The organism is Sphingomonas sp. PvP055 (assembly GCF_040546365.1).
Classification (GTDB): domain Bacteria; phylum Pseudomonadota; class Alphaproteobacteria; order Sphingomonadales; family Sphingomonadaceae; genus Sphingomonas; species Sphingomonas echinoides_A.
In genome coordinates, this window is the sequence record NZ_JBEPNS010000001.1 from 3,258,655 (window position 1) to 3,281,744 (window position 23,090).

Here is a 23,090-nt window from a genome sequence, read left to right on the forward strand (position 1 = left end):
GGGGCACCGCTTCTGCCGGCTTAGCCGACGACGAGACTCTGCCCGGTGGTAGAACGCGCAAATGCTAAATAGCGGGCGGCAGCCACAACGCGTTCGCTCGCGGCGCCATCCGCCAGCGAAATGGCGTTGATCCGTCTGGGCGCAAGCTCGAGCGCGAGGCGCCCAAGTGCCGCGATCAGCATCGCCCGGTCGATTGCCGCGAAGTCGGGCTGGATCAGCACGACGATCGCCTCGTCCGCGGCCGCCCCCCGAAGCCGCGCCAGCACATCTACCAAGACAGCATCCGCGTCTGCCACGACGAGCGCAGTCGTTGCCGGAAGCGCGGCACCCACCGCCTCGTTCAGCAGCACGCGGTCACCGGCGGTGCCGCGTCAACGTGATCCCGATCGATTCCCCCGCCTCTGCAATCGCGAGCTTGACGATGGTCACTTCGACCCGCGTCACGCGCCGGTCCTGCAGGAACAGCGTTTCGCAAATGTGGTCTGCCACCGCTTCGATCAGCGTAAAGTGCACGCCTTCCGGCAGAGCGGTGGTCGCCGCATGCTTCAAATCGAGGTAATTCTTCGAGGCACTCAGCGGCGTATCGGGCGTATAGCGCTCCGCCATCATCAGGTCGACCGTCAGCGAGATGCGCAGCGGTTGCGGCAAATGCGTCTCCTCGGAATAGATTCCGGTCAGCACCTGCACTTCAAGGTCGTGCACGTTGAGCGTCAGTCGGTCGTCCAAGGAAAGCCCTTCACTTCGGTCACGTCATAAAAGGGACGCGCGCGCGCCATAGCAGATCGGCGCGTCAGGGGAACCGTCCTGACGCCGCCGCCGCGGCACGCCAACGGGATTGAATAGCCACATGACCAGGACCGCTTCTTTCTTGCGTTCGACGCCATGACGGCTAAAGCGCCCCGCCCCGTCGGTTCATCCGGGACCGGACGCGGTGAGGACTCGCCTGTGGTCGCCGCAAAGATCGATAGCCCGATCACTATCGTCCCGATTGCCGACATCGCGTCCGAGCGCGTCGAGCGCCTGCTCGATCAGGCTTTTGGTGTCGAGCGCCACGACAGGACGGCATACCGGATCCGGAAAGGGATGCCCGTCCTCCCGGCGCTGAGTTTCGCTGCGCTGGCACAAGAATCCCTGCTGGGGACGATTCAATGCTGGCCCATTCGCTTCGCTTGTGATGCCGGAAACGATGTGGCGATGGTGCAGATTGGACCGGTCGCGGTCGACCCGGCGCACCAACACGGCGGGATCGGGCGAATGCTGACCAACCGGGCGCTGGACGCAGCAGCGCAGGAGGGGCTTGGCGATGCGCTTACGTTGATCGGCGATCCGGAATATTATGGACGCTTCTTCGGTTTCGATGCCAGCCGCACGGCCCAGTGGCGTGTCCCGGGCCCGGTCGAGCCGCACCGCTTGCTGGCGCGGGGCGCGGCGGTTCCTGCCCGCGCCGGAATGCTTTGCCCCCGGATCCATGCGCTGGCTTGACCGGCGTTCGAGGCACTTCGCGCAGCCACCGCTTTACGCCCGCATCCCGCTGTCCTACCGCCGTCGGCATGCCCATGGAGCCGATCCCCGATCTTTCGTCCTTATCGCTCGCCGACATCGCCCGGCTGGCCGAAGACCATAAACTGCCCCCAGTCGAGCGTTGGAACCCGACTCATTGCGGCGACAGCGAAATGCGCATCGCGCGGGACGGCACTTGGTTTCACCAGGGGTCCCCGATCGGTCGCCCGGCAATGGTGCGCTTGTTCTCGACGATCCTCCGACGCGAACCGGATGGCGGCTATGTCCTTGTGACGCCGGTTGAAAAGCTCGACATCGTCGTGGAGGACGCGCCGTTCGTTGCGGTCGAGATGAAGGTGGAACGCGACGGTCGTGATGCAGTGCTCGCCTTTCGGCTCAACACGGGCGACATCGTGACGGCGGATGCCGACCATCCCTTGCGGTTCGAACCTGGCGAGGACGGCCCACGCCCGTATCTGCGGGTCCGCGGTGGCCTGGACGCAGTGATCGCGCGCGCCGTCTATTACGATCTGGCACAACGCGCGATCGATGGGGCCGACACGCCGCCGGGGGTTTGGAGCGCCGGGACGTTCTTCTCGATCGAGCCAGTCGAATGACGCTGGTCGAACGACTCCGTCACGCGCTGACCGCTGGGTCTTCGGTCGATGCCGTGCTGCTCACCGGCGACCATGTCGATCACGATCTGCTTCCCACCGTGCTGACGCAGGCGGCGGTGCTGGTGCCGGTGACCGACCGCGCGGCGCCCGGGGTCATCCTCACTCGGCGTACCGATACGATGACACGCCATGCGGGACAGGTCGCCTTCCCTGGTGGCCGGATCGACCCCGGCGATGCCGACCCAGTCGCCGCGGCGCTGCGCGAGGCGGAGGAGGAAATCGCGCTCCCCCGCGCCGCCGTTAGGATCGTCGGCGAGGCAGATCGCTATCGCACCATCACCGGATTCGAAGTGACCCCGGTGATCGGCGTCGTCCCGCCGGACCTGGTGCTGACACCCAATCCAGCGGAAGTCGCGGCCGTCTTCGAAGTGCCGCTCGATTTCCTGCTCGATTCGGGCAACCACATCGAAACGAGTGTCGAATGGCAGGGGCGCAATCGCCATTATTACGAGATCCTGTGGGGGGAGCACCGTATCTGGGGCGCGACCGCGGCAATGATCGTCAACCTGTCGCGGCGGTTGCGATGGAACGGGTGACTCTTCCCGCGGCAGGCTGGCGTGACCGCGAAGAATTGCAGGCGTTGTGCCGGGTCCTCGGCGCGGACGGGGGCGATACGCGCGTCGTCGGGGGTGCGGTGCGCGACACGTTGCTCGGCTGCCCGGTGTCCGACATCGACCTTGCGACTCGTCAGGCGCCAGAAGACGTTTTAGCGGCGCTTCAGCGCGCCCGCGTCAAGGCGGTTCCCACCGGCTTGGCACACGGCACGATCACCGCGGTCCTGTCGGATGGGCCGGTCGAAGTCACGACCCTGCGGCGCGACCTCGCGACCGATGGGCGCCATGCCGTCGTCGCCTTCACCGACGACTGGCGCGAGGATGCCGCACGCCGCGATTTCACGATCAATGCGCTCTATGCCGACCCCGCGAGCGGCGAAATCTTCGATTATTTCGGCGGTATCGACGATCTCGCCGCGGGGCGTGTCCGTTTTATCGGCGATCCCTTGCAGCGGATTGCGGAAGATCATCTGCGCATTCTGCGATTCTTCCGCTTTCACGCGCGGTTCGGCAGCCTACCGGATGCGGCGGCGCTCGCGGCCTGCACGGCGCGCGCGAATGACCTGATGGCCTTGTCGCGGGAAAGAATCGCGGCCGAGCTGCTCAAGCTGCTCGTCGCGCAAGGCGCGGTGGCCACGCTCGAACTGATGATCGCGCACGACATCCTGCTGCCGGTGTTGCCGGAAATCTCGATCGAGGGCGTCGCCAAATTGGCCGAGGTCGCGGGCTATGAAGCCGCTGCGGACCTGAAGCCCGACCCTTTGCGACGGCTTGCCGCGCTCCTCCCGCGGGACACTGCACTTGGCGAGGCGATCGCCAATCGCCTGAAACTGTCGAATGCACAGCGCAAGCGGATCGTCTCTGCGCTGGGTGCGCCTGGAGGCACGCCGCCGGAACTGACATATCGCCTAGGTCGCGATGGTGCACTCGATCGCTGGTTGTTGACGACCTCTGGAACGCCAGCGGTGGACGGCGCACGAGCAATCGCGGCGTTCGCGATCCCCGCCTTCCCGCTGACCGGCGGCGCGCTGGTCCAGCGCGGCGTCGGCAAGGGGCCGGACGTTGCGCGGATGCTCCGCGAAGTCGAAAATGCGTGGATCGCGGAGGGTTTCCCGGACGCCGAGCGCACCGCGCAACTCGCCGACGAGGCGGTCGATCAGTGGCGGCGCTCAAGCAGCATCGTATAGGCCGCCTCCGCTTCCAACGGGCGAGCATAATAATAGCCCTGCCCGAAGGTGCAGCCCAAAGCCGCGAGTGTCTGTGACAATTCGATCGTCTCGACGCCCTCGGCGGTGGTCTTCATCCCAAGCGCCTGCGCGAGGCTCAGGATCGCACGGACGATCGCGATCTTGTCACGGTCGGCGAGCATTCCGGTCACAAAGCTGCGATCGATCTTGAGCACGTCGATCGGAAGTTTTTGGAGGTAGGCGAGGTTCGAATAGCCTGTCCCGAAATCATCCATCGCGATCGTCGTGCCAAGTGCCTTTAGCGCCTGCATGATTCCGGCAATGCGATCGGGATCGGTGACCAGCGCGCTTTCGGTGAGCTCGAGCGTGAAGCGCTGTCCGCTCAGGCCGTTGCAATCCAGCGCGGCCTGCACGACCGCCGCGATCGAATCCCGCTGCAACTGGATCGCCGACAAATTGACCGCGAGCTTGATGCCGCAATCCCCGCCAAGCCGCGCGTCCCAACCGGCCAATGTCGCCGCCGCCTCCTGAATTGCCCAGCGACCAAGCGGAACAATCAGCCCGGATTCTTCCGCAACAGGAATGAAATCGTTCGGCGAATATTCGGTGCCGACCTCGTCGCGCCACCGCGCGAGCGCTTCGAACGCGACGAGCTTGCCCGTCGCGAGATCGATGATCGGCTGATAGCACAACCGCAATTGCCCGCGCTCGATCGCCCGGCGAAGCGCGGTTTCGATCCCGAATTGTTCGCGCGCGATGTCGAACGCCTGGGTCTGGTATGCCTCCGACTTGCCGGTCACTTTCGACCGCTTCACTGCGAACTGCGCGTGGCGGATCAGTTCCTCGGCATCGTCGATCTCTGCCGCGCCGAACGCAATGCCTATCGAACAGGCCACGCGGATTTCGAAATCGGACAAGCGAAACGGCGTCGAAAGCGCGCCAAAAATACGTTTGGAGACATGCTCCGCATCGATCGCGCCATCCTCGAGGGTCAAGAGAATCGCGAATTCATCGCCCCCGGTGCGCGCGAGCACATCCTGCGCGCGAAGGGCCCCCTTCAGGCGCCGCGCCACGGTGATGAGCAGTTCGTCCCCCGCCATCGATCCGAGGCACGCATTGACTCGGCTGAACCGGTCGAGATCGATCACCAGCACCGCGTAGCGATCACGCGTCAGCGGGTTTTCGATCAGCGTTTCGAGCCGGTCGCTGAACCCAGCGCGATTAGGTAGGCCGGTCAGGCTGTCGGTCAGCATCTCGCGGCGCAAATTATGTTCGGTGCGCAACTCGGCGGTCTGATCGACCAGCGTCAGGATGCAGCGTTGTTCAGGGTTGCGGATCAACCGCGCCAGCGTCGCCTGATAGTGCCGACCATCGACTACGTCGCCGAAATCGATTCGAAATTCCGTCCGCAAGGCATCGCTGCGGATAAAGGTTTCGATTTGCGCCTCGATCTGAACGATGAGGGAGGGGCGCCGGTCGACCGGGCCAAGCCCCGCGAGGTTGAACGCCGTATTGGACGCTTCGACCCGCACCCCGCCCGACGCGAGCGTGACCAGCGCTGCCGGAATCGGCAGCAAGTCGATCGCACGCGATACGAGCATGACCGACAAGGCATTGTTATCCATCGCGATCAGCGCACCGACCACGGGATCTTCTACCAAGACAGGATGAGTCCTGAGCGCCATGGCTGCGGTGCTAGGGTCGAATAGTTAATAAGCTGCTGCGAAGGCCAATTTCAGCCGGCTTTGTATAGATCTTAGCTGGCGGATTCATGCGCGCAGACCATCTCCACTCCCGGCTGGGCTGCGCTTTCCAGAAGCGCCCGGTCAGCCGAATCGGTTGTCCCGCGGGAAGCCGTTCGGCGGCATCCGCCCGGCAGCACCCCGCGCCGCCCGCCAAGCGCCGAGATCGGTCTCGGTCCGAACACGACCGCTGTCGCCGCCCATTGGCCAGCTCAGCCCGTTCGCGAAGACGAACGTGATCGCATCGGACAGACCACCGTCGCGGAAGCGCATCAACTGCACCCCCTGCCCGCGCGTCAACTCGGGCAGTTCCGCCAGCGGGAAGACGAGCAGACGCCGATTGTCCCCGATCGCGCCGACATAATCATCCTCGACCGAAATCGGCCGCACGATCTTGAGTTTTGCGCCAAGCCGCGGCGTCACCACGGTCTTCCCCTTGCGCGTTTCGGCCAACGTGTCGGCAGTGCGCACGATGAACCCGCGACCGTCCGTCGCCGCGACGATCCATCGATCGGCCAGACTCGCCCGGAACACTCCGACGATCCCGATGTCGCCGTCGAGGTCGATCATCAGCCTGAGCGGTTCGCCGAACCCGCGCCCGCCGGGCAGCTTGTCCGCCGGCAAGGTGAAGAAGCGCCCGTTCTCCGCCGCGACGAGGACCTTGTCGGTTGTCTGCGCGTGAAAATCGAACAGCGGCGCATCGCCGTCCTTGAACTTGACCGCTGCGACCCCGGCGGCATCGACATGCCCCTTCATCGCGCGGATCCATCCGCGTTGCGACAGGATCACCGTGATCGGCTCGCGCTCGATCATCGCGTCGAGCGGAATGTCGCGCAACGGCGTCGCCTGCTCGATCGTCGTCCGCCGCCGTCCGAGCGTCGTCTCGGGGCCGTAGCGATCGCGCAGCTTGCCGAAATCGCGCTTCAACCGCGTCCGCTGCTTCGCCTCGCTGGCAAGCAAGCCCTCCAGCCCGGTGCGTTCGCGATCGAGCAGATCGCGCTCCTTGCGCAACTCCATTTCCTCGAGCCGGCGCAAGCTGCGCAGCCGCATGTTGAGGATCGCCTCGGCCTGGCGGTCGTTCAATTCGAACTCGGCGATCATCACCGGCTTGGGTTCGTCCTCGGTGCGGATGATCTCGATCACGCGGTCGAGGTTGAGATACGCGACGATATAGCCGTCGAGCAGCTCGATCCGGTCCGCGATCTTGCGCAGCCGATGCTCGGCGCGCCGCCGCAGCACGATAAACTGGTGCTGGACCCACTCGTTGAGCGCCTCCGCAAGGCTCATCACGCGCGGCGTCCGGCTCGCATCGAGCACGTTGAGGTTGAGGCTGAAACGGCTTTCGAGGTCGGACAGCTTGAACAGGCTCTCCATCAGCACGACCGGGTCAACCGTGCGGCTGCGCGGCTCGATCACGATTCGGATCGCCGCGTCCGATTCGTCGCGGACGTCCGCCATGATCGGCAGCTTCTTGTCGTTGACGATCGCGGCGAGCTGCTCGATCAGCTTGCCCTTCTGCACGCCATACGGGATTTCGGTGACGATCGCGGTCCACGTGCCGCGCCCGAGATCCTCGACCTGCCAGCGCGCACGCACCCGAAAGCCACCGCGCCCGGTCGCATAGCTCTCGGCGATCGCGGCGGGCGAATCGACCACCAGCCCGCCGGTCGGGAAATCGGGCCCGCGGACGTGATCGAGGATGTTGAAGCCGTTCAGATCGCCCGACCGGTCGATCAGCGCGATCGCGGCGTCGTACAGTTCGGCGACATTGTGCGGCGGGATGTTGGTCGCCATGCCGACCGCGATCCCCGCCGCGCCATTGGCGAGCAGGTTGGGGAAGGCACCGGGGAACAGCTCGGGCTCCTGTTCCTCGTTATTATACGTGGGCTTGAAGGAAACCGCGTCCTCGTCGAGCCCGTCCATCAGGTCGATCGCGACCTGCGTCAGCCGGGCCTCGGTGTAGCGGAAGGCGGCGGCGTTATCGCCGTCGATGTTACCGAAGTTCCCCTGCCCCTCGACCAGCGGATAGCGCACCGAGAAATCCTGCGCGAGCCGGACCATCGCGTCATAGACCGACTGGTCACCGTGCGGATGATATTTGCCGATCACTTCGCCGACGACGCGCGCGGATTTCTTGAACGCGCTGCTCGGGTCCATCCTGAGCGCGCGCATTGCCCACAACAGGCGGCGATGCACCGGCTTCATCCCGTCGCGCAGATCAGGCAGCGAGCGCGCGGTGATCGTCGACAGCGCATAGACGAGATAGCGATCCGACAGCGCGCTATCGAACGGCGCGTCGGCGATCGCGTTAAAAGGATCGTTGGGGTCGATGATGTCGGTCGCCATCTGTTCCGGTTAGCAGGCCGGGGCGCCCCGCGTCCACCGCGACGCAGCCCCTTCGACAAGCGCCCGATGCCGTCGTATCGAAGGAGCGATGCTAAGATTCGCCCTTGCCGCCGCCACGCTGCTCACCGCCACCGCGCTCCCGGCGCAGGATCCCCAAAAACCGCTGCTGACCTGGCCCGATCTGACCGAACGCGCAAAGCCAGCGCCCGATGCCACGATCGACTATGGCACCGACCCGTACCAGAAGGTCGACGTCTGGGTGCCCAAGGGCAAGGGCCCGTTCCCGACCGTCGTGATGGTCCACGGCGGCTGCTGGACCACCAGCATCGCGGATCGCACCCTGATGAACTGGATCGCGGACGATCTGCGCCGCGATGGAATGGCGGTGTGGAACATCGACTATCGCGGCGTCGATCGACCGGGCGGCGGCTATCCCGGAACCTTCGCGGACACCGCCGCCGCTGCGGACGCGCTGCGCACCTCGGCACACACCTACCACCTCGATACCAGGCGTGTGGTCGCCATAGGCCATTCCGCTGGCGGGCATCTCGCGCTCTGGCTGGCGGCACGCGGCAGGATTCCGAAGAGCAGTGCGCTGTACCAACGACATCCGCTCAAGATCGCCCACGCCATCAGCCTCGGTGGCCTCCCAGATCTGGAAGCGACGGCCGGCAGCCCAGACAATGGCTGCGGCGTCGAGGTCGTCGCCAAACTCGTCGGCGCGCCGGGCGTGCGGCCCGATGTCTATGCCGACACATCCGTCCCGCGGCTGTTGCCGATCGGCGTGCCACAGGACCTCGTCAATGGACGGGAGGACAAGATCATACCGCTTCGGATGGGTACGGATTATGTGGCGGCCGCCCGCGCCAAAGGCGACCGGGCCGACCTGCACGTGGTCGAACACACCGGCCATGTCGAACTGATTGCTCCCGAAACCCCGGCGTGGGCGGAAGCGAAGCGCCTGATTCGCGCGGCGTTGGCCAAGTGACCCCGCAGGAAGCCCGCGCACGCGACGCCGCCGATCCGCTCCGCGTCTATCGCGACGCGTTCGCCTTGCCGGACGGCGTGATTTATCTCGACGGCAACTCGCTCGGCCCGCTTCCGCGCGCGACACCGGCGGCGCTCGCGGACATCGCCGAACGGCAATGGGGCGAGCGGCTCATCCGCAGCTGGAACGAAGGCTGGATCGAAGCGCCCCGTCGAGTCGGTGGTAAGATCGCGCGGTTGATCGGTGCCGCCGAGGACGAAGTGATCGTCGCCGATTCGACCTCGGTCAATCTGTTCAAGCTGCTCGTCGGCGCGCTGCGCCATGCCGCACCGCGCACGACGATTCTCAGTGAGACGGGGAACTTCCCAACCGATCTCCATATCGCGGAAGGCGCCGTCGGCTGCGTTCCCGGCGCACGGCTCAAGGCAGTCCCGCGCGAGTCCCTCCGGCAGGCGGTCGACGCCGATACCGCGGTGCTGATGCTGACCCATGTCCATTACAAGACATCCGAGTGTTTCGATATGTCTCAATGGTCCTCGATAGCTCGGGAAGCAGGCGCGCTAAGCCTCTGGGACTTAAGCCATAGTGTTGGCGCGATACCGGTCGACCTCAACGCCGCCGGTGCCGATCTCGCGGTCGGATGCGGTTACAAATATCTCAACGGCGGCCCTGGCGCGCCGGCCTTCCTGTACGTGTCGAAGCGTTTGCAGGAGCAACTGGCCAGCCCCTTGTCCGGGTGGATGGGCCACGCCGCGCCCTTCGGGTTCGCGGATGCCTACGCCCCTGCCCCCGGCATGATGCGCTGGCTGGCGGGGACTCCACCGATGCTCGGGCTTGCTGCGCTGGAAGCGGGCCTCGACGTCTGGCAGGACGTCGATCAGCAGCATGTCGCGCAGAAGAGTGCCGCATTGTTCGACGTCATGGCCGCGATCGGCAGGAAGCTGGGGCTCGTTTGCGTGAGCCCCGCCGACCCGGCGCAACGCGGAAGCCACATCTCCTTCCGTCACCCGGATGCCTATGCGCTGTGCCAGGCACTGATCGCGCACGGCGTGATCGGTGATTTTCGCGATCCGGATATCCTTCGATTCGGGCTTACCCCGCTGTATCTCGGGTTCGAAGACGTGGTTCGGGCAGGCGAGATCCTTGGCGATATTCTCGCGAACGACACCCATCACGATCCAGCATTCAGCAACCGAAACGCAGTAACCTGACGCCCTCCAGCGTAAAGGCCAAGCGATTGCCGAGCGATTGCCAAGCGATTGATTGCACCCCCGGCATCGATTCGGTATAGCGTTGGGCTTCCCGCCCCGGCCCGCGTGATCCGCGTTGCCGGGGCCGCTCATTTCCGAGGGTTAGCGCACATATGGCACGCCGCCGCCAGATCTACGAAGGCAAGGCCAAGATCCTGTACGAGGGTCCTGAGCCTGGGACGCTGATCCAGTATTTCAAGGACGACGCGACCGCTTTCAACGCCCAGAAGAAGGGCACGATCAGCGGCAAGGGCGTGCTCAACAACCGGATTTCCGAGCACATCTTCACCCTGCTCGGCGCGATCGGCGTGCCGACGCACTTCATCCGCCGGCTCAACATGCGTGAGCAGCTGATTCGCCAGGTCGAGATCATCCCGATCGAAGTCGTCGTCCGCAACGTCGCCGCTGGCTCGATCTCGACTCGCCTCGGCATCGAGGAAGGCACGCAGCTGCCGCGCACGATCATCGAATATTACTATAAGGACGATGCGCTCGGCGATCCGATGATCACCGACGAGCATATCGCCGCGTTCGGCTGGGCCGGACAGGAAGAGATGGCCGACATCGCCGACCTGGCGATTCGCGTGAACGATTTCCTGTGCGGCCTGTTCGCCGGGATCGGCATCCGCCTGGTCGACTTCAAGCTCGAATTCGGGCGCGTATGGGACAATGATTACCCGCGCGTGATCCTGGCGGACGAGATCAGCCCCGACGGTTGCCGTCTGTGGGACATGACCACCAACGAGAAGCTCGACAAGGATCGCTTCCGTCGCGACCTCGGCGGCGAAGTCGAGGCGTATCAGGAAGTCGCCCGCCGTCTCGGTTTGCTCCCCGAGGACGCCGACGGCGCGGTCCTCGACATGGAACAGCACCGCCTCAACAAGGGCAAGTAAACGCGGCCCTCCGCGATCCGCTCCCCCGGCGCAGACCTGCGCCGGGGGAGTACGGCAATTGCAGCAACGGGGACGCGGCAAGCGCGAATACCATCACCCCCTTGCGACCCGCGCCGTGCGCGAGCATAGCGACCCACATTCCCTACCGTCGCAGCAGGACATATCTATGAAGCTCCGCATCTTCGTCACGCTGAAGCCCGGCGTGCTCGATCCGCAGGGTCGCGCAATTCACAAGGCGCTGGACGGCCTCGGTTTCGCCGGTGTCAACGATGTCCGCGCGGGCAAGCTGATCGAACTCGACGTTGCCGACGACATGCAGGACGCGCAGGTCGACGAGATGTGCCGCAAGCTGCTCGCCAACACCGTGATCGAGAATTTCCGGGTGGAACGCGCATGAAGACCGCGGTCATCGTCTTTCCGGGATCGAACTGCGACCGCGACGTCGCGGTTGCCTTGCGGGAGGTGAGCGGGACCGCACCGACGATGGTGTGGCACGGCGACACCGCGCTCCCTGACGGAATCGACTTGATCGCCCTCCCCGGCGGCTTCTCCTATGGCGATTATCTGCGCTCTGGCGCGATCGGTGCCCGTTCGCCGATCATGAAGGCCGTCACCGAAGCCGCAGGGCGTGGCGTGGCGGTGCTCGGCGTGTGCAACGGCTTCCAGGTTCTCACCGAAGCCGGATTGTTGCCGGGCGCGCTGATGCGCAATGCCGGTCTCGATTTCGTCTGCCGTGAAGTCGCGCTAACGGTGGAAAATGCGCAAACCGCGTTCACCAGCCGCTACGCCGCGCAGGAGAAGATCGTCATTCCGGTGGCGCATCACGACGGCAACTATTCGGCCGACGCCGAAACGCTGGATCGGCTCGAAGGCGAAGGCCGCGTCGCGTTCCGCTATGCCGAGCCCGTCAACGGCTCGTCGCGCAACATCGCCGGCGTGCTGAATGCGGCGGGCAACGTCCTCGGCCTGATGCCCCACCCCGAACGCCGCATCGACGGCGCGGCGCACGGGGGCAATGATGGACGACGGATGTTCGAAGGCTTGCTGGAGACGGTTCGGGCCTGAGCCCGACCCGGTCTAGTCCAGCGGCCTCCCGATCGCGAGCGCATCCGCGGGGCCGACATGCTGTTCCCCGTCGAACAGCCGATCAAGCCGCCCGCGGATTTCGCCACGATAGCCCTTGGCCGCGAGCGAACGCGGGGCGGTCACCGACACCTCGTCGGCAATCGCATCCTTGATCCGGTCGAGCGCTGAATCATCGAGCACGTTGGCACGCTTCAGCTCGTGACAGAGCTGGACCAACCCGACCGCGGTCGCCTGTGCCCGCAACCCGACGTTGGTGAGATCGAAATGCAGCTTCTTTTGCTTGTCATATGAGATCGTCATCGGACTCTCCTTCCGCGCCTACCGTAAGCCCGAAATCCCCGCACGGCTAGCGCTACGCAAGGCGCTTGGTCCACATCGCGAGCATACCGATTTTTAGACGCTCGTTTTGAAGGGCGAAAAGTCCGTCCCGCGATCATAGACGTCGATCCCCTCGCGGCGCTTGAGGAACCCAACCACCAGATAGGTAATGGGGGTCAGCAGCACTTCCCAACCGACCTTGAGCACGAACTGGCTGAGCATCACCAGCATCATCGCTTCGATCGGCCAGTCGGGCGCGCCCAGGAACGCCAGCGGATAGAAAATGAGGCTGTCGAACCCTTGAGCGACGATCGTGCTGCCGATCGTGCGGGTCCACAACATCCGCCCTTCGGTCAGGATCTTGAGCTTGGCGAGCACGAAGCTGTTGGCGAGTTCCCCCACCCAGAAGGCGGCGACGGACGCGACGATGATCCGCAACCCGGTCGCGGCCGCGGGGTCGATCAGGACCGACCTTCCGAACACATATTCATACGCCGCCTGTCCGCTCCACCCCGCCGCGGGCGGCAGCGCGACGACGACCTGTTCCATCACCGCGAGAAACACGAGTGCCCCGAAGCCCGCCCAGACGCAGCGCCGCGCGCGGGCGTAGCCATAGACCTCGGTCAGCACGTCGCCGATCACGTAACTGACCGGGAAGAACAAGATGCCCGCCCCGAACGGCCACGGCCCGATCCCCGGAAGCTCGATCACCGAGCGCTTGCCCGCCCCGACCACATTGGACAGCAACAGGATCACGACGAACGCAACCATGATGAAATCGTAATATCGGAACGCGCGGCCACCCAGGTCGCGTGCAGCTATCCCCTGCGGTCCGTTCATGCGCCCCCCGTTCCTTCCGAGCGCTCCGGTATGAAGACCGTTTCGTTGTCACGCAATCCGCGCTACAGCCCTGCCCGGCGCGCGCCCGTAGCTCAGTTGGATAGAGCAAGGAGCTTCTACCTCCTCGGTCGGGGGTTCGACTCCCTCCGGGCGCGCCAAAACCACCGATGCCACGCTCCTGCAATTTCGCCGATTGGAAACGGTTCGCGATCCCGCGCGCAAATGATCCCGTTCCGAAAATAGCGGCGCGTTGGAACTGCCGGGTGGGACACCTCCTGCAAAAAACAGAACTGATGTTTTCGGTCCGCGACTACCCCTTCGCAAACGCTCTTAATCTATGTTTCGGTCTAATATTCTGAATGACTTGACCACGCCTGCAGCGACTGAAAGATTTCAGAAAAGCTACCGCTTACAGGATGATGTGCATGTCCCATTTACCCGAAGCACCGCGATGAATTGGCGCTCGCAATATGAGCTTTTCATGCCGCACGGAATGTGTTTCCTGTGGCAGCCGGAGTTAATGTCTCTCCACGTCGTATCGGACGCGTTGATCGCGCTGGCGTATTTCACGATCCCCTTTGCAATCTTGCGATTCGTCCAGGGGCGGAACGATCTCGAGCCCAGGCATCAGCGCATGGCGCTGCTCTTCGCTGCCTTCATCGCCTTTTGCGGCCTGACGCATGTCGTCAGCATCTATGTTCTCTGGGTGCCGATCTACATCATCGAAGGGTGGCTGAAGGCGATTACGGCGGTAGTTTCGGTTGCGACGGCGATCGGCTTGACGAAGCTCGTGCCGCAAGCGCTCGCGCTTCCGTCGGCCGAAGCGATGCGGATCGAAATCCGGGCACATCGCGAAACGATGCTCGCGCTGGACGCCGCGCGCGCGGCGCTCGCGGTCAAGGTGGATCGCACCGAGGAGGCTTTGCGCGACAGCGAACAGAAGTTCGGCGCGGTTGTCGAGCACATGTCCGAGGGGCTGATGATCTTCGACCCGCACGGCGCCGTGACCTTCCACAATCCCGCGTCCGCACGGATTCACGGGATCGAGCACGAATCCGATGGGCTATTCCATCGTGACGAATTGCCTGTCCAGTGGCGTGGCTGGACCCGTGAAGGGGAGCTTCTGCCCTTCGAGGAATGGCCGCTGCTACGCGTCCTTCGAGGCGAGCGTGTCCGGAACCAGTATCTCCACGCCGAGCGGGCGGATACGGGTCGATCGTTCGACGCGGTTTATAATGGTGCGCCGATCTACGCAGCCGACGGCACCTTACTGCTGGGATTCATCACGCTTCGGGATGTTCGGGACGAAATCGAAGCGCAACAGGCGCTGGCGCGCACGAACGATCTGCTACGCGGTTTCACCGACGCGATTCCGGGGGTGATCTTTGCCAAGGACCGCGAAGGCCGCATGGTGTTCGCGAATGACGGCACCGCCGCGCTGATCGGCAAGGCAAAGAACGACTTCCTCGGCAAGACCGATGCCGAGTTCCTGGACGATCCGGCACAAGCCAACGCCGTTATGGCGAACGATCGTCGAGTGATGGAAACCGGCACGACCGAACAGATCGAGGAGCAAGTGAGCCTGCCGAATGGCGCGGCCGTGACCTGGCTCTCGACCAAGGCGCCATTGCGAGACGCCGACGGCACCGTCACCGGCATCATCGGACTATCCGTCGACATCAGCGCGCAAAAAGCGAGTGAGGCCGAGCTCGGTCGGCTCAACGCCCAACTGGAAAGCCAGACCGAGGCTTTGACGGTGGCCAACGGGCGCCTCAGCGCGGCGTTGGTACAACGCGACCTGCTACTCCAGGAAGTCTATCACCGGGTGAAGAACAACATGCAGATGGTCGACAGTTTCCTGGTGTTGCAAAAGGCCGCTCTAACCGACCCGGTGGCCAAGAACGCTTTGACCAGCCTTCGTAAACGCGTTCACGCCTTGGGTCTGGTCCATCACCAGTTGATGCAATCCGGTAATCTGACGACCTTCGATATCGCACCGTTCCTTCGCGAACTTGCCGACAATATCTTGGATGGAAGCGCCTCACATGACGTAGGCATCAGCGTTCATGCCGACACGCTTGACGTTGGCCTCGACTTCGCGATCCCATTGGCGCTTCTGGTTACGGAACTCGTGACCAATGCGCTGAAGCACGCCTTTCCCGGTGGGCAAGGTCACATCGACGTCCAACTGTCTCGAAACGCCGATGGATCCTTCGCCTTGGTGGTGTCGGACACGGGGATAGGCTACACCAACGCGCTCGGGCCTTCCGCTGGCGGTCTTGGAACCAAGATCATCACGGCGCTCGTACGGCAGCTCAGGGCGACGATGACAATGCATTCCGAACACGGCACGCGAGTCGCCATCCATATCGCCGCAATAGAATGAGCGCGCTGCAGCGCCAGGTTCTGGTGGTGGATGACGAGTTCATCATCGTCATGGGTCTCATCGATCAGGTCGAGGAAATGGGTTTGACCGTGTGCGGTTCGGCGGCGACGGCGGACGAAGCGGTCGCACTCGCGCGCCAACATCGGCCGATGGTCGTGCTGATGGACCTCCGCCTGGACGGCACCAAGGACGGTGTCGATGCGGCCATGGTCATCCACGAAGAGATCGGCTCGAAGGTCATTTTCATCACCGGTTCGCAAGAGCCGGACAGCGTGGCCCGGATGCGTACCGATCACCCCTGCGCGATCCTGTTCAAGCCCGTGTCGAGCCATAAGCTTCGCAACGCGATCACCGCCGCACTGAGCCCGTGCGATGTTTGAAGCCTATCGCACCGGTTTAGCCCTCGGTGCTTCCGCCTGCCCCAGAGTCTTCAGCTCGATTCAAGCTGAACTGCAGGCTTTCCACGCGGTCTGAAAGACCGCTTGCGTGGTTTCCGGCCAGTCGGGCGGAAAAGGTCTCGACGGCTCTGGCAACGCCCTCCGCGGTGACGGGCTTTTGCATCATCAGGCTTTGGGGCGCGGTCGTGCGCCATGCGTCCGTCGCTGCCCCGGTCAATGGCGCGCCGGCAGCGGCTACACCCGCTCCCCAAGGCGGACCACCATCGTCGGCGTAAACGGGAACCCGGCATCCGGCGCAGGCGCGTTCGCCCCCGGATGGACGAGTTCGGTAACATATCCCGGCAGCGCCTTGCGCGTATCCAGATAATAGAACGACGCCACGTCGTCGCCGAGGCCGCCGCCCATGCACACCGGCACGTCGACCGACTCCATCCGCGCCCTGATGGTCTCCCAGGCGGCACGGTCGGGGAGGAAGCCCGCGAAGATGTGGTGAATGCCTTCGCCCAGCGGCTGCAGGAAGTCCTCCTTATAGTGGCTCGGCCCGAAGGTGGGCTGGATCAACTCGAAGCTCAGCCGTTCCCCGATCGACGGGGTCGTCGTGAAATAGGCGTGATCGACCTGCACCCCGTTGTTTTCCGGGTCGGTAAGCAGGCCGGGGGCTTTACGCCAGTTCATGAACAGGAAATCGGTCTGGCCGAACAAACCGTTCCACCGCTCCACGACCTTCATCAGGTCCGTCACCACCACGCCGAAATGCAGGAAAGCGGGAATCGGGAGCAACGCCCCTTCCGCGGGAATTTCGCCCGAGAGATCCCAGGTTTCATCGATCCGGACCTTCGCGCGCCAGTCGGCCTCGCGGGCGACGAGCAGTTCGACATAGAAACCGCCCAGCGCCGCCCGCGTATCGAGCGTCACGCGGTCGACCACACCATCGGCCCGAACGGACTGGGCAATCGCGATGCCCTGCTCCGCCAGCCACGGCTTCAACGCGGCAAACGCCTCCACGCCAATCTCGGCAACGGCTACGCCGATGATGCCTTCCCCGCGAGTGATCAGCCATTGCTGGTAGATGGTCCAGCCGGACGTCGGCTGCACCAGCTCGAACGTCACGGGACCCGTCCCGGTCATCACCGTGCCCGTCGCCGTGACATAGCCGAAATCCGAGCGGAACCCCCCGACCACGGTTTCGTCCAGATGCCCGCTGTCGCCAACCACGTGCCATTCCGCAATGCCGTACATCCGCGCCAGCTTGGCCGCCGATGCGCGCGCATCATGAACGACGAGGGAGATATGGTGGAGCTTGTCCGCTGGAATCTGCATTGCCGTCTCCATTGCTTCGGCTGCCCGCTCATTACGAGCTTGTAGCCATGTCGTTATCATATTATCCAGATTGTGTCACCATTATGCAGAATTGCAACGGGATGAGGAGAGCGCGATGACCAGTGTAAGAATGCTTCTGCGCGCAGAGGGCCCGGATGCCGCGCCTCGCAGCGCTCACCGAAGCGGCGCGCGCCCTGCCGGGATGCCTGCACTCCGAGGATTTCGTCGCGCTCGAATCCGATTCGCAATTCCTGCATGTCGAGCTGTGGGAGACACCCGGAGCCTGGGACGCCGCTTATGCCGCGCGTACCGAAGCCTTGACCGCGCTCGCGTACAGGCTGGAATTCTACAAGTTCGCGCGCTTTGCGCCGACCGGCCCGGCCTGGGTCGCCGTGGATAGCGACGCGCGCGGCGACACCCTGCGCTGGCCCGCAGCGCCCGGGCCAATCCGCATTCTGATTCAGGTAACGGGCGATCCGACGGATCCGGCCCAACCGCTGGTCGCCCTATCGTCCGGGACACGGGAAGAAGAAGGCTGTCTGGAGTTCATCTTTTTCCGCAGCGTCGATTTCCCCGAGAATCTCGCGCTGCTGGAGTCCTGGGCATCACCGGCGATCTACGACCGACACTGGCAATTCCGGCTCTCGCAAAACAGCCCGCCGCCGCCCCCGGCGCCGGAGCGCCGATATGGCGAAACGACCTTCGAATGGTACCCGGAGTGCCACTTCATCCTCAAGAACGGATGCTGGGTCGCAGAGGAACCCGCCAAGCGGATGGACACGGTCTTCTGGTGACGCCAGCCGTGTGGGCGCTACGGCGCTGCCTCGGCCGTCAGATCGTGGGTCGTGCCCGATATCGGAGGGGGTAGGTCTTCCTCATTATTCCCACTCGATCGTGCCGGGCGGCTTGCTCGTATAGTCGTAGGTCACGCGATTGACGCCGCGGACTTCGTTGACGATCCGCGTTGCGACCCGCGGCAGGAAGTCGCCCGGGAACTGGAACGCCTGCGCGGTCATGCCGTCGGTCGACGTCACGGCCCGCAACGCCAACACGTTGTCATAGGTGCGTCCGTCGCCCATCACGCCGACCGAGCGGACGGGCAGCAGCACCGCGAACGCCTGCCAGATCGTGTCGTACAGCCCGGCGCGGCGAATCTCGTCGAGATAGACAGAGTCGGCCTTGCGCAGAATGTCGCAGCGCTCCTTGGTCACTTCGCCGGGAATGCGGATCGCGAGCCCCGGTCCGGGGAACGGATGCCGCCCGACGAAGATCTCGGGCAACCCGAGCTCGCGACCGAGCGCGCGGACTTCGTCCTTGAACAATTCGCGGAGCGGCTCGACCAGCTGCATCTTCATCCGCGCGGGCAGGCCGCCGACATTGTGGTGGCTCTTGATCGTCACCGAAGGCCCGCCGGTAAAGCTGACGCTCTCGATCACGTCGGGGTACAACGTCCCCTGCGCAAGGAAGTCCGCACCGCCGATCCGCTTCGCTTCTGCCTCAAAGATGTCGATGAACGCGCCGCCGATGAACTTGCGCTTCGCCTCCGGGTCGGTGACGCCCGCCAAGCCGGCCAGGAAGGTCTCCTCGGCGTCCACATGGACCAGCGGGATATGATAATGGTTGCGGAACAGCGTGACGACCTGATCGGCCTCGCCGCTGCGCATCAGCCCATGGTCGACGAAAACGCACGTCAATTGCTCGCCGATCGCCTCGTGGATCAGCACCGCTGCGACGGCCGAATCGACCCCGCCCGACAAACCGCAAATGACCTTGCCGCTGCCGACCTGCGCGCGGATCTCGGCGATCTTGGTCGCGCGGAACTCGGCCATCGTCCAGTTGCCGCTCAGCCCGCAGACGTGCCGCGCGAAGGTCGCGATCAGCTTTGCACCATCTGGGGTGTGGACGACTTCCGGGTGGAACTGCATCGCGTAATAATGCCGCGCATCGTCGGCGATCACCGCGAACGGCGCACCCGGGCTCGCCGCGACCGGACGGAAGCCAGGGGCAAGCTCGGTCACCTTGTCGCCGTGGCTCATCCACACCTGGTGCGATTCGCCGGTTTCCCATGCGCCATCGAACAACGCGCAGGTGTCGCGGATCTCGATCACCGCGTGGCCGAACTCGCCGCTGTCCCCGAGCGTCACCGTCCCGCCGAGCTGGTGCATCATCACCTGCTGACCGTAACAGATCCCCAGGAGCGGCACGCCGCTGTCGAGGATTGCCTGCGGGATGCGCGGGCTGTTCTCGTCGAGCACCGAAGCGGGACTGCCGGAGAGGATCACGCCCCTGGGCTGCATCCGCTCGAACGCATCGGCGGCGGTCGTGAACGGCGCAATCTCGCTATAGACCCCCGCTTCGCGCACGCGCCGGGCAATCAACTGAGTCACCTGGCTACCGAAATCGACGATGAGGATGGAGTCGCTGGGATGGGTCATGCGGCAGCGCATAGCTGCACTAGACTTTGTAGGGAAGTATCCGCCTACAACGCGACTTGATCGCGCCGCCTCTGAGGATCGAACACGAGGAGTGCGCACGTGTCGCGACGGACGATGCGACTCTGTGCAAGCTGGCTTGGATTGAGTTCGTTCGACAAGGGCAAGGCGACGCAGGAGGTACGAACGATCCGCATCACGGCGTTAAAGGCTTGGGGGCTGACCGGATCCGTTAAATCCGAGGCTGGCGCATCTTCGCTATCGAACAGGGAGTTGCGATCCAGCCCGAGACAGTCCGCCGCGTCCAGGACAGTCATTTCCTTCTCCAGATTTGCTTTACTGCTGTGACACTTGGTGGTCATGCCCGCCGCTACGGTTTCCATCCCGGCGCGATACACCCCTGCCCCGCGGTGAAATGCCCCAGCCATGTCTGCCGTGGCCCCCAATGCTCCCCAAGCCGCCGACAACACATCGCCTTTGGCCAGCTTGTTGAGGAACGCGCGTGCCCGATCGGTCGGCAGAGCCGCTATCATCGCCCGGGTGACCCTAGCCTCGATCCGCGCCACGTCAGCTTCGTAATTGACGTAATAGCCGTCACATTGGGCGTCGGCCTGCATCGGAGTTACCGGAGGCGTGGGCGTGGGCGTGGGCGTGGGACTTGGTGTTCGAACCAAGCATGTCCTTGCATTGCCCATCCCCAGATTGGCAGCAGCATGGTTGATCTCCCCTGCCGCGTTGCCCAACAGGCGGGCGAAGCCGTCGCCGTCTTCGCCCCGGACAGATGCCTCCCCCACCCGCGCAGCGATCGCAAGGACCATGGCCCCTCGCAGGAGCTGCAACTGCTTGTTCGCGCTTGCGTCGAATGTCCGCTCGTCCAAGATATGCCCGGGGTAACCGCCGGGATACCGCACCTCTTTTAAGATGACGTTGCACCCACCCAAGAGTGGAACCACAGTCAAACAAAGAAAAAGCTTGCGCATGTCCCATCTCCCCCAAGACAGGGATCATGTCATACTGTTGTCCAATATCAAGTACACCTTTTGAGTCTAACGACCCTTACTTAACCGGCTTGACCTGCAATCCGGTCCATTTTGCGGCAAATGCCCAGGCATCCGCCGTCTCGGCGATGACCTTGTCGGTCGGCTTGCCCGATCCGTGCCCGGCGCGCGTCTCGATCCGAACGATCCGGGGCTTGGGGCCCAGATCCATCGACTGAAGCATCGCGGTATATTTGAACGTATGACCCGGCACGACGCGGTCATCGGTGTCGGCAGTCTCCGCGAGGATCGCCGGATACGGCTTGCCCGCGCGGATGTTGTGATACGGCGAGTAAGCGTACAGCGTCTTGAAGTCGGCTTCCTTCGACGGATAGCCGTAATCGTCGACCCAGTAGCGCCCGGCGGTGAACCGGTCGAACCGCAGCATGTCCATCACGCCGACCGCCGGGATCGCCGCCGCGAACAGGTCCGGGCGCTGATTGGTCACCGCGCCGACGAGCAGCCCACCGTTCGACCCGCCCTGGATGACGAGCTGGTCCTTCCCGGTGATCTTCTGCGCCTTCAGATATTCCCCCGCCGCGATGAAATCGTCGAACACGTTCTGCTTCTGCGCCAGGCGTCCGCCATCGTGCCACGCCTTGCCATATTCGCCCCCGCCGCGGATGTTCGCGACCGCAAGGACGCCCCCCTGCTCGAGCCACGCAAGCCGAGTCGCGGAGAAGCTCGGGGTCACCGAAATGTTGAACCCGCCATACGCGTACAGCAGCGTCGGCGCGGGCCCGGTCACGTCCTTGCGCCGGACGATGAACATCGGAACGCGCGTGCCGTCCTTGCTTGTGTAGAAGCGCTGGTCGACTTGATAGCGTGCCGGGTCGAACGCAACCTTCGGGCTCGCCCACGGCGTCGCCTGCCCACTTTTCACGTCGTACCGGTAAATGGTCGTGGGGGTGGCGAAGCTGGTGAACGCGTAGAAGGTCTCGCTGTCGTCCGCATTGCCGCCGAGCCCGCCGACGGTCCCGATCCCGGGCAACGCCACGACTCCGTCGGGCTTGCCGTCGATCGTAAACCGGCGAACCTCGCTCTTCACGTCCGCGAGATAGGACACGAGCAGACGACCACCGATGAGACTGGCGCCGTCGATCACGTCCTTCCCCTGCGCGACGACTTCATGCTCGGGCACTTCCGCCGACCGCGCATACAGGTTGGTCGCGACGATCCGGCCCCGCGGCGCGCCCTTGTTGGTCACCCAGTAGAAATTACCACCGACGTTCCCGGCCAAGGTCCACTCGTTCTCGAGGCCCTTGACGATCGTGCGCGGCGCCGGCTTGGGCGCGGTCAGGTCGATCACGGTGATCTGATAGCGGTTGTCGGTGCCTTCGTGCGTCGTGATGACGAGCCACTTGCCGTCGTCCGTCACCTGCGCGTTGTGCCCAAGCCTGGGCTGGTCCGGCGTCGCATAGACCAGCGTATCCGCCGCCTGCGCGGTGCCGAGCCTGTGGAAATAGACCTGCTGGTTCTCGTTCAGCGCCTGGAATTTGGCGCCGTCCGCTGGGGCGGCGAAGCGCGAGTAATAGAATCCCGACCCGTCCTTCGCCCAGGACAGCCCGGAGAACTTCACCCAATCGACCTGATCCGACACCGCACCCGTCGCGACGTCGAGCACCTTGACCGTGCGCCAGTCGGTCCCGCCATCCTGCACCGCATAAGCGAGCTTCTTCCCGTCCTCGGATGGCGACCATTCTGCCAGCGCCGTCGCGCCGTCCTTCGACCAGCCGTTGGGGTCGATCAGCACGCGCCCCTGCCCGTCCACGCTGTCGCGGACGTACAGCACCGCCTGGTTCTGCAGCCCCGCGTTGCGACTGTAGAAATAATGCCCGCCTTTCTTCACCGGGACGCCGAACCGTTCGTAATCGAGCAACTGCTTCAACCGCGCCGCGAAGATGTCGCGCCCGGGCAGCGTCGCGAGATACGCGTTGGTGACCGTGTTCTGGTCCGCCACCCATTTTGCGACTTCCGGATCGGTCCGGACGTCGTTCTCGAGCCAGCGATAGGGATCGGCAACCTTGACGCCGAACTGTTCGTCCACCTGCGCGGTGCGGCGGGTTTCGGGATAGTGCATAATGGGAGCCTGTGTCTGCGCGAAAGCGGGGGAAGCCAGGAGAACCGCGAGGATCG

Annotated in this window: 22 protein-coding genes and 1 tRNA gene; 13 read left to right on the plus strand and 10 right to left on the minus strand. The window is 64.2% G+C overall.

The window, feature by feature from the left end:
* Positions 1-20: 20 nt before the first annotated feature.
* The gene (locus tag ABIC16_RS15375; RefSeq protein WP_354291750.1) at positions 21-350 is read right to left on the minus strand and encodes a Rossmann fold domain-containing protein; all 330 of its coding nucleotides are present in this window, start codon (positions 348-350) and stop codon (positions 21-23) included.
* Positions 351-354: 4 nt separating this feature from the next.
* Positions 355-726: a dihydroneopterin aldolase gene (locus tag ABIC16_RS15380; RefSeq protein ID WP_277969199.1), complete on the minus strand. Its 372-nt coding sequence runs from the start codon at positions 724-726 to the stop codon at positions 355-357.
* Positions 727-945: 219 nt separating this feature from the next.
* On the opposite strand from ABIC16_RS15380, the gene ABIC16_RS15385 reads away from it, so the two are divergent.
* The 4 genes from ABIC16_RS15385 (at position 946) to ABIC16_RS15400 (ending at position 3,918) form a co-directional block, all read left to right on the plus strand.
* Positions 946-1,482, plus strand: a complete 537-nt coding sequence (locus ABIC16_RS15385) for a GNAT family N-acetyltransferase (protein WP_354291751.1) — start codon at positions 946-948, stop codon at positions 1,480-1,482.
* A gap of 68 nt (positions 1,483-1,550) precedes the next feature.
* Entirely contained in the window at positions 1,551-2,117 is a 567-nt protein-coding gene (locus ABIC16_RS15390) for a DUF1285 domain-containing protein (RefSeq protein ID WP_354291752.1), read from the plus strand.
* Positions 2,114-2,713 carry a CoA pyrophosphatase gene (locus tag ABIC16_RS15395; protein ID WP_354291753.1) on the plus strand — a complete coding sequence of 200 codons (600 nt, stop codon included), beginning with the start codon at positions 2,114-2,116 and terminating at the stop codon, positions 2,711-2,713. Before ABIC16_RS15390 ends, ABIC16_RS15395 begins: the two co-directional genes overlap by 4 nt.
* The gene (locus tag ABIC16_RS15400) at positions 2,701-3,918 is read left to right on the plus strand and encodes a CCA tRNA nucleotidyltransferase (protein WP_354291754.1); all 1,218 of its coding nucleotides are present in this window, start codon (positions 2,701-2,703) and stop codon (positions 3,916-3,918) included. The genes ABIC16_RS15395 and ABIC16_RS15400 overlap by 13 nt, the downstream gene beginning before the upstream one ends.
* Here ABIC16_RS15400 and ABIC16_RS15405 read toward each other — a convergent pair.
* Positions 3,888-5,579, minus strand: a complete 1,692-nt coding sequence (locus ABIC16_RS15405; RefSeq protein ID WP_277969194.1) for a putative bifunctional diguanylate cyclase/phosphodiesterase — start codon at positions 5,577-5,579, stop codon at positions 3,888-3,890. The two genes, ABIC16_RS15400 and ABIC16_RS15405, sit on opposite strands and share 31 nt — an antisense overlap.
* 165 nt (positions 5,580-5,744) lie before the next feature.
* Positions 5,745-8,006, minus strand: a complete 2,262-nt coding sequence (parC, locus tag ABIC16_RS15410) for a DNA topoisomerase IV subunit A (RefSeq protein WP_354291755.1) — start codon at positions 8,004-8,006, stop codon at positions 5,745-5,747.
* A gap of 88 nt (positions 8,007-8,094) precedes the next feature.
* Here parC and ABIC16_RS15415 point away from each other — a divergent pair, with 88 nt between their 5' ends.
* The 5 genes from ABIC16_RS15415 to purQ all read left to right on the plus strand — a co-directional run bounded on the left by ABIC16_RS15415 (position 8,095) and on the right by purQ (position 12,202).
* Positions 8,095-8,994: an alpha/beta hydrolase family protein gene (locus ABIC16_RS15415; RefSeq protein ID WP_354291756.1), complete on the plus strand. Its 900-nt coding sequence runs from the start codon at positions 8,095-8,097 to the stop codon at positions 8,992-8,994.
* Positions 8,991-10,205 (plus strand): kynureninase, encoded by a 1,215-nt coding sequence (kynU, locus tag ABIC16_RS15420; protein ID WP_354291757.1) that lies wholly within the window; start codon positions 8,991-8,993, stop codon positions 10,203-10,205. The genes ABIC16_RS15415 and kynU overlap by 4 nt, the downstream gene beginning before the upstream one ends.
* A gap of 152 nt (positions 10,206-10,357) precedes the next feature.
* A complete protein-coding gene (gene purC / locus ABIC16_RS15425) occupies positions 10,358-11,137 on the plus strand; it encodes a phosphoribosylaminoimidazolesuccinocarboxamide synthase (RefSeq protein ID WP_277969190.1) in 780 nt (259 codons plus the stop codon).
* Positions 11,138-11,303: 166 nt separating this feature from the next.
* Positions 11,304-11,534: a phosphoribosylformylglycinamidine synthase subunit PurS gene (gene purS, locus ABIC16_RS15430; protein ID WP_277969189.1), complete on the plus strand. Its 231-nt coding sequence runs from the start codon at positions 11,304-11,306 to the stop codon at positions 11,532-11,534.
* Positions 11,531-12,202, plus strand: a complete 672-nt coding sequence (gene purQ / locus ABIC16_RS15435; RefSeq protein ID WP_354291758.1) for a phosphoribosylformylglycinamidine synthase subunit PurQ — start codon at positions 11,531-11,533, stop codon at positions 12,200-12,202. Before purS ends, purQ begins: the two co-directional genes overlap by 4 nt.
* A gap of 12 nt (positions 12,203-12,214) precedes the next feature.
* On the opposite strand, the gene ABIC16_RS15440 is transcribed toward purQ, so the two are convergent.
* Both ABIC16_RS15440 and ABIC16_RS15445 read right to left on the minus strand, forming a co-directional pair.
* Entirely contained in the window at positions 12,215-12,523 is a 309-nt protein-coding gene (locus ABIC16_RS15440) for a hypothetical protein (protein WP_354291759.1), read from the minus strand.
* A 93-nt stretch (positions 12,524-12,616) separates the two neighbouring features.
* Entirely contained in the window at positions 12,617-13,381 is a 765-nt protein-coding gene (locus ABIC16_RS15445; protein WP_354291760.1) for a queuosine precursor transporter, read from the minus strand.
* A gap of 81 nt (positions 13,382-13,462) precedes the next feature.
* Here ABIC16_RS15445 and ABIC16_RS15450 point away from each other — a divergent pair.
* The 3 genes from ABIC16_RS15450 to ABIC16_RS15460 all read left to right on the plus strand — a co-directional run bounded on the left by ABIC16_RS15450 (position 13,463) and on the right by ABIC16_RS15460 (position 16,147).
* A tRNA-Arg gene (locus ABIC16_RS15450) sits at positions 13,463-13,539 on the plus strand.
* Positions 13,540-13,745: 206 nt separating this feature from the next.
* Positions 13,746-15,767, plus strand: a complete 2,022-nt coding sequence (locus tag ABIC16_RS15455) for a sensor histidine kinase (RefSeq protein WP_354291761.1) — start codon at positions 13,746-13,748, stop codon at positions 15,765-15,767.
* Positions 15,764-16,147: a response regulator gene (locus ABIC16_RS15460; protein WP_277969184.1), complete on the plus strand. Its 384-nt coding sequence runs from the start codon at positions 15,764-15,766 to the stop codon at positions 16,145-16,147. Before ABIC16_RS15455 ends, ABIC16_RS15460 begins: the two co-directional genes overlap by 4 nt.
* A 252-nt stretch (positions 16,148-16,399) precedes the next feature.
* Here the strand turns inward: ABIC16_RS15460 and ABIC16_RS15465 are convergent, their stop codons facing one another.
* On the minus strand, positions 16,400-17,485 hold the full coding sequence (locus ABIC16_RS15465) for a VOC family protein (protein ID WP_354291762.1): 1,086 nt from the start codon (positions 17,483-17,485) through the stop codon (positions 16,400-16,402).
* A 155-nt stretch (positions 17,486-17,640) separates the two neighbouring features.
* Here ABIC16_RS15465 and ABIC16_RS15470 point away from each other — a divergent pair, with 155 nt between their 5' ends.
* Positions 17,641-18,279, plus strand: coding sequence for an antibiotic biosynthesis monooxygenase (locus ABIC16_RS15470; protein WP_354291763.1), 639 nt, complete (start codon positions 17,641-17,643; stop codon positions 18,277-18,279).
* A gap of 84 nt (positions 18,280-18,363) precedes the next feature.
* On the opposite strand, the gene guaA is transcribed toward ABIC16_RS15470, so the two are convergent.
* The 3 genes from guaA to ABIC16_RS15485 all read right to left on the minus strand — a co-directional run bounded on the left by guaA (position 18,364) and on the right by ABIC16_RS15485 (position 23,034).
* Entirely contained in the window at positions 18,364-19,920 is a 1,557-nt protein-coding gene (gene guaA / locus ABIC16_RS15475; RefSeq protein ID WP_354291764.1) for a glutamine-hydrolyzing GMP synthase, read from the minus strand.
* A gap of 44 nt (positions 19,921-19,964) precedes the next feature.
* Positions 19,965-20,897, minus strand: a complete 933-nt coding sequence (locus tag ABIC16_RS15480) for a hypothetical protein (RefSeq protein ID WP_354291765.1) — start codon at positions 20,895-20,897, stop codon at positions 19,965-19,967.
* Positions 20,898-20,973: 76 nt separating this feature from the next.
* Positions 20,974-23,034 carry a prolyl oligopeptidase family serine peptidase gene (locus tag ABIC16_RS15485; RefSeq protein WP_354291766.1) on the minus strand — a complete coding sequence of 687 codons (2,061 nt, stop codon included), beginning with the start codon at positions 23,032-23,034 and terminating at the stop codon, positions 20,974-20,976.
* Between the last annotated feature and the right edge of the window lie 56 nt (positions 23,035-23,090).

Excerpts from the sequence above, each read along its gene's own strand:
- ABIC16_RS15445 (WP_354291760.1), bottom strand. The coding sequence starts at position 13,381 with ATGAACGGACCGCAGGGGATAGCTGCACGCGACCTGGGTGGCCGCGCG.
- ABIC16_RS15395 (WP_354291753.1), top strand. The coding sequence starts at position 2,114 with ATGACGCTGGTCGAACGACTCCGTCACGCGCTGACCGCTGGGTCTTCG.
- ABIC16_RS15390 (WP_354291752.1), top strand. The coding sequence starts at position 1,551 with ATGCCCATGGAGCCGATCCCCGATCTTTCGTCCTTATCGCTCGCCGAC.
- ABIC16_RS15470 (WP_354291763.1), top strand. The coding sequence starts at position 17,641 with ATGCCGCGCCTCGCAGCGCTCACCGAAGCGGCGCGCGCCCTGCCGGGA.
- ABIC16_RS15415 (WP_354291756.1), top strand. The coding sequence starts at position 8,095 with ATGCTAAGATTCGCCCTTGCCGCCGCCACGCTGCTCACCGCCACCGCG.
- ABIC16_RS15440 (WP_354291759.1), bottom strand. The coding sequence starts at position 12,523 with ATGACGATCTCATATGACAAGCAAAAGAAGCTGCATTTCGATCTCACC.
- purQ (WP_354291758.1), top strand. The coding sequence starts at position 11,531 with ATGAAGACCGCGGTCATCGTCTTTCCGGGATCGAACTGCGACCGCGAC.
- guaA (WP_354291764.1), bottom strand. The coding sequence starts at position 19,920 with ATGACCCATCCCAGCGACTCCATCCTCATCGTCGATTTCGGTAGCCAG.
- ABIC16_RS15460 (WP_277969184.1), top strand. The coding sequence starts at position 15,764 with ATGAGCGCGCTGCAGCGCCAGGTTCTGGTGGTGGATGACGAGTTCATC.
- ABIC16_RS15485 (WP_354291766.1), bottom strand. The coding sequence starts at position 23,034 with ATGCACTATCCCGAAACCCGCCGCACCGCGCAGGTGGACGAACAGTTC.
- ABIC16_RS15465 (WP_354291762.1), bottom strand. The coding sequence starts at position 17,485 with ATGCAGATTCCAGCGGACAAGCTCCACCATATCTCCCTCGTCGTTCAT.
- purS (WP_277969189.1), top strand. The coding sequence starts at position 11,304 with ATGAAGCTCCGCATCTTCGTCACGCTGAAGCCCGGCGTGCTCGATCCG.
- purC (WP_277969190.1), top strand. The coding sequence starts at position 10,358 with ATGGCACGCCGCCGCCAGATCTACGAAGGCAAGGCCAAGATCCTGTAC.
- ABIC16_RS15400 (WP_354291754.1), top strand. The coding sequence starts at position 2,701 with ATGGAACGGGTGACTCTTCCCGCGGCAGGCTGGCGTGACCGCGAAGAA.
- parC (WP_354291755.1), bottom strand. The coding sequence starts at position 8,006 with ATGGCGACCGACATCATCGACCCCAACGATCCTTTTAACGCGATCGCC.
- ABIC16_RS15480 (WP_354291765.1), bottom strand. The coding sequence starts at position 20,897 with ATGCGCAAGCTTTTTCTTTGTTTGACTGTGGTTCCACTCTTGGGTGGG.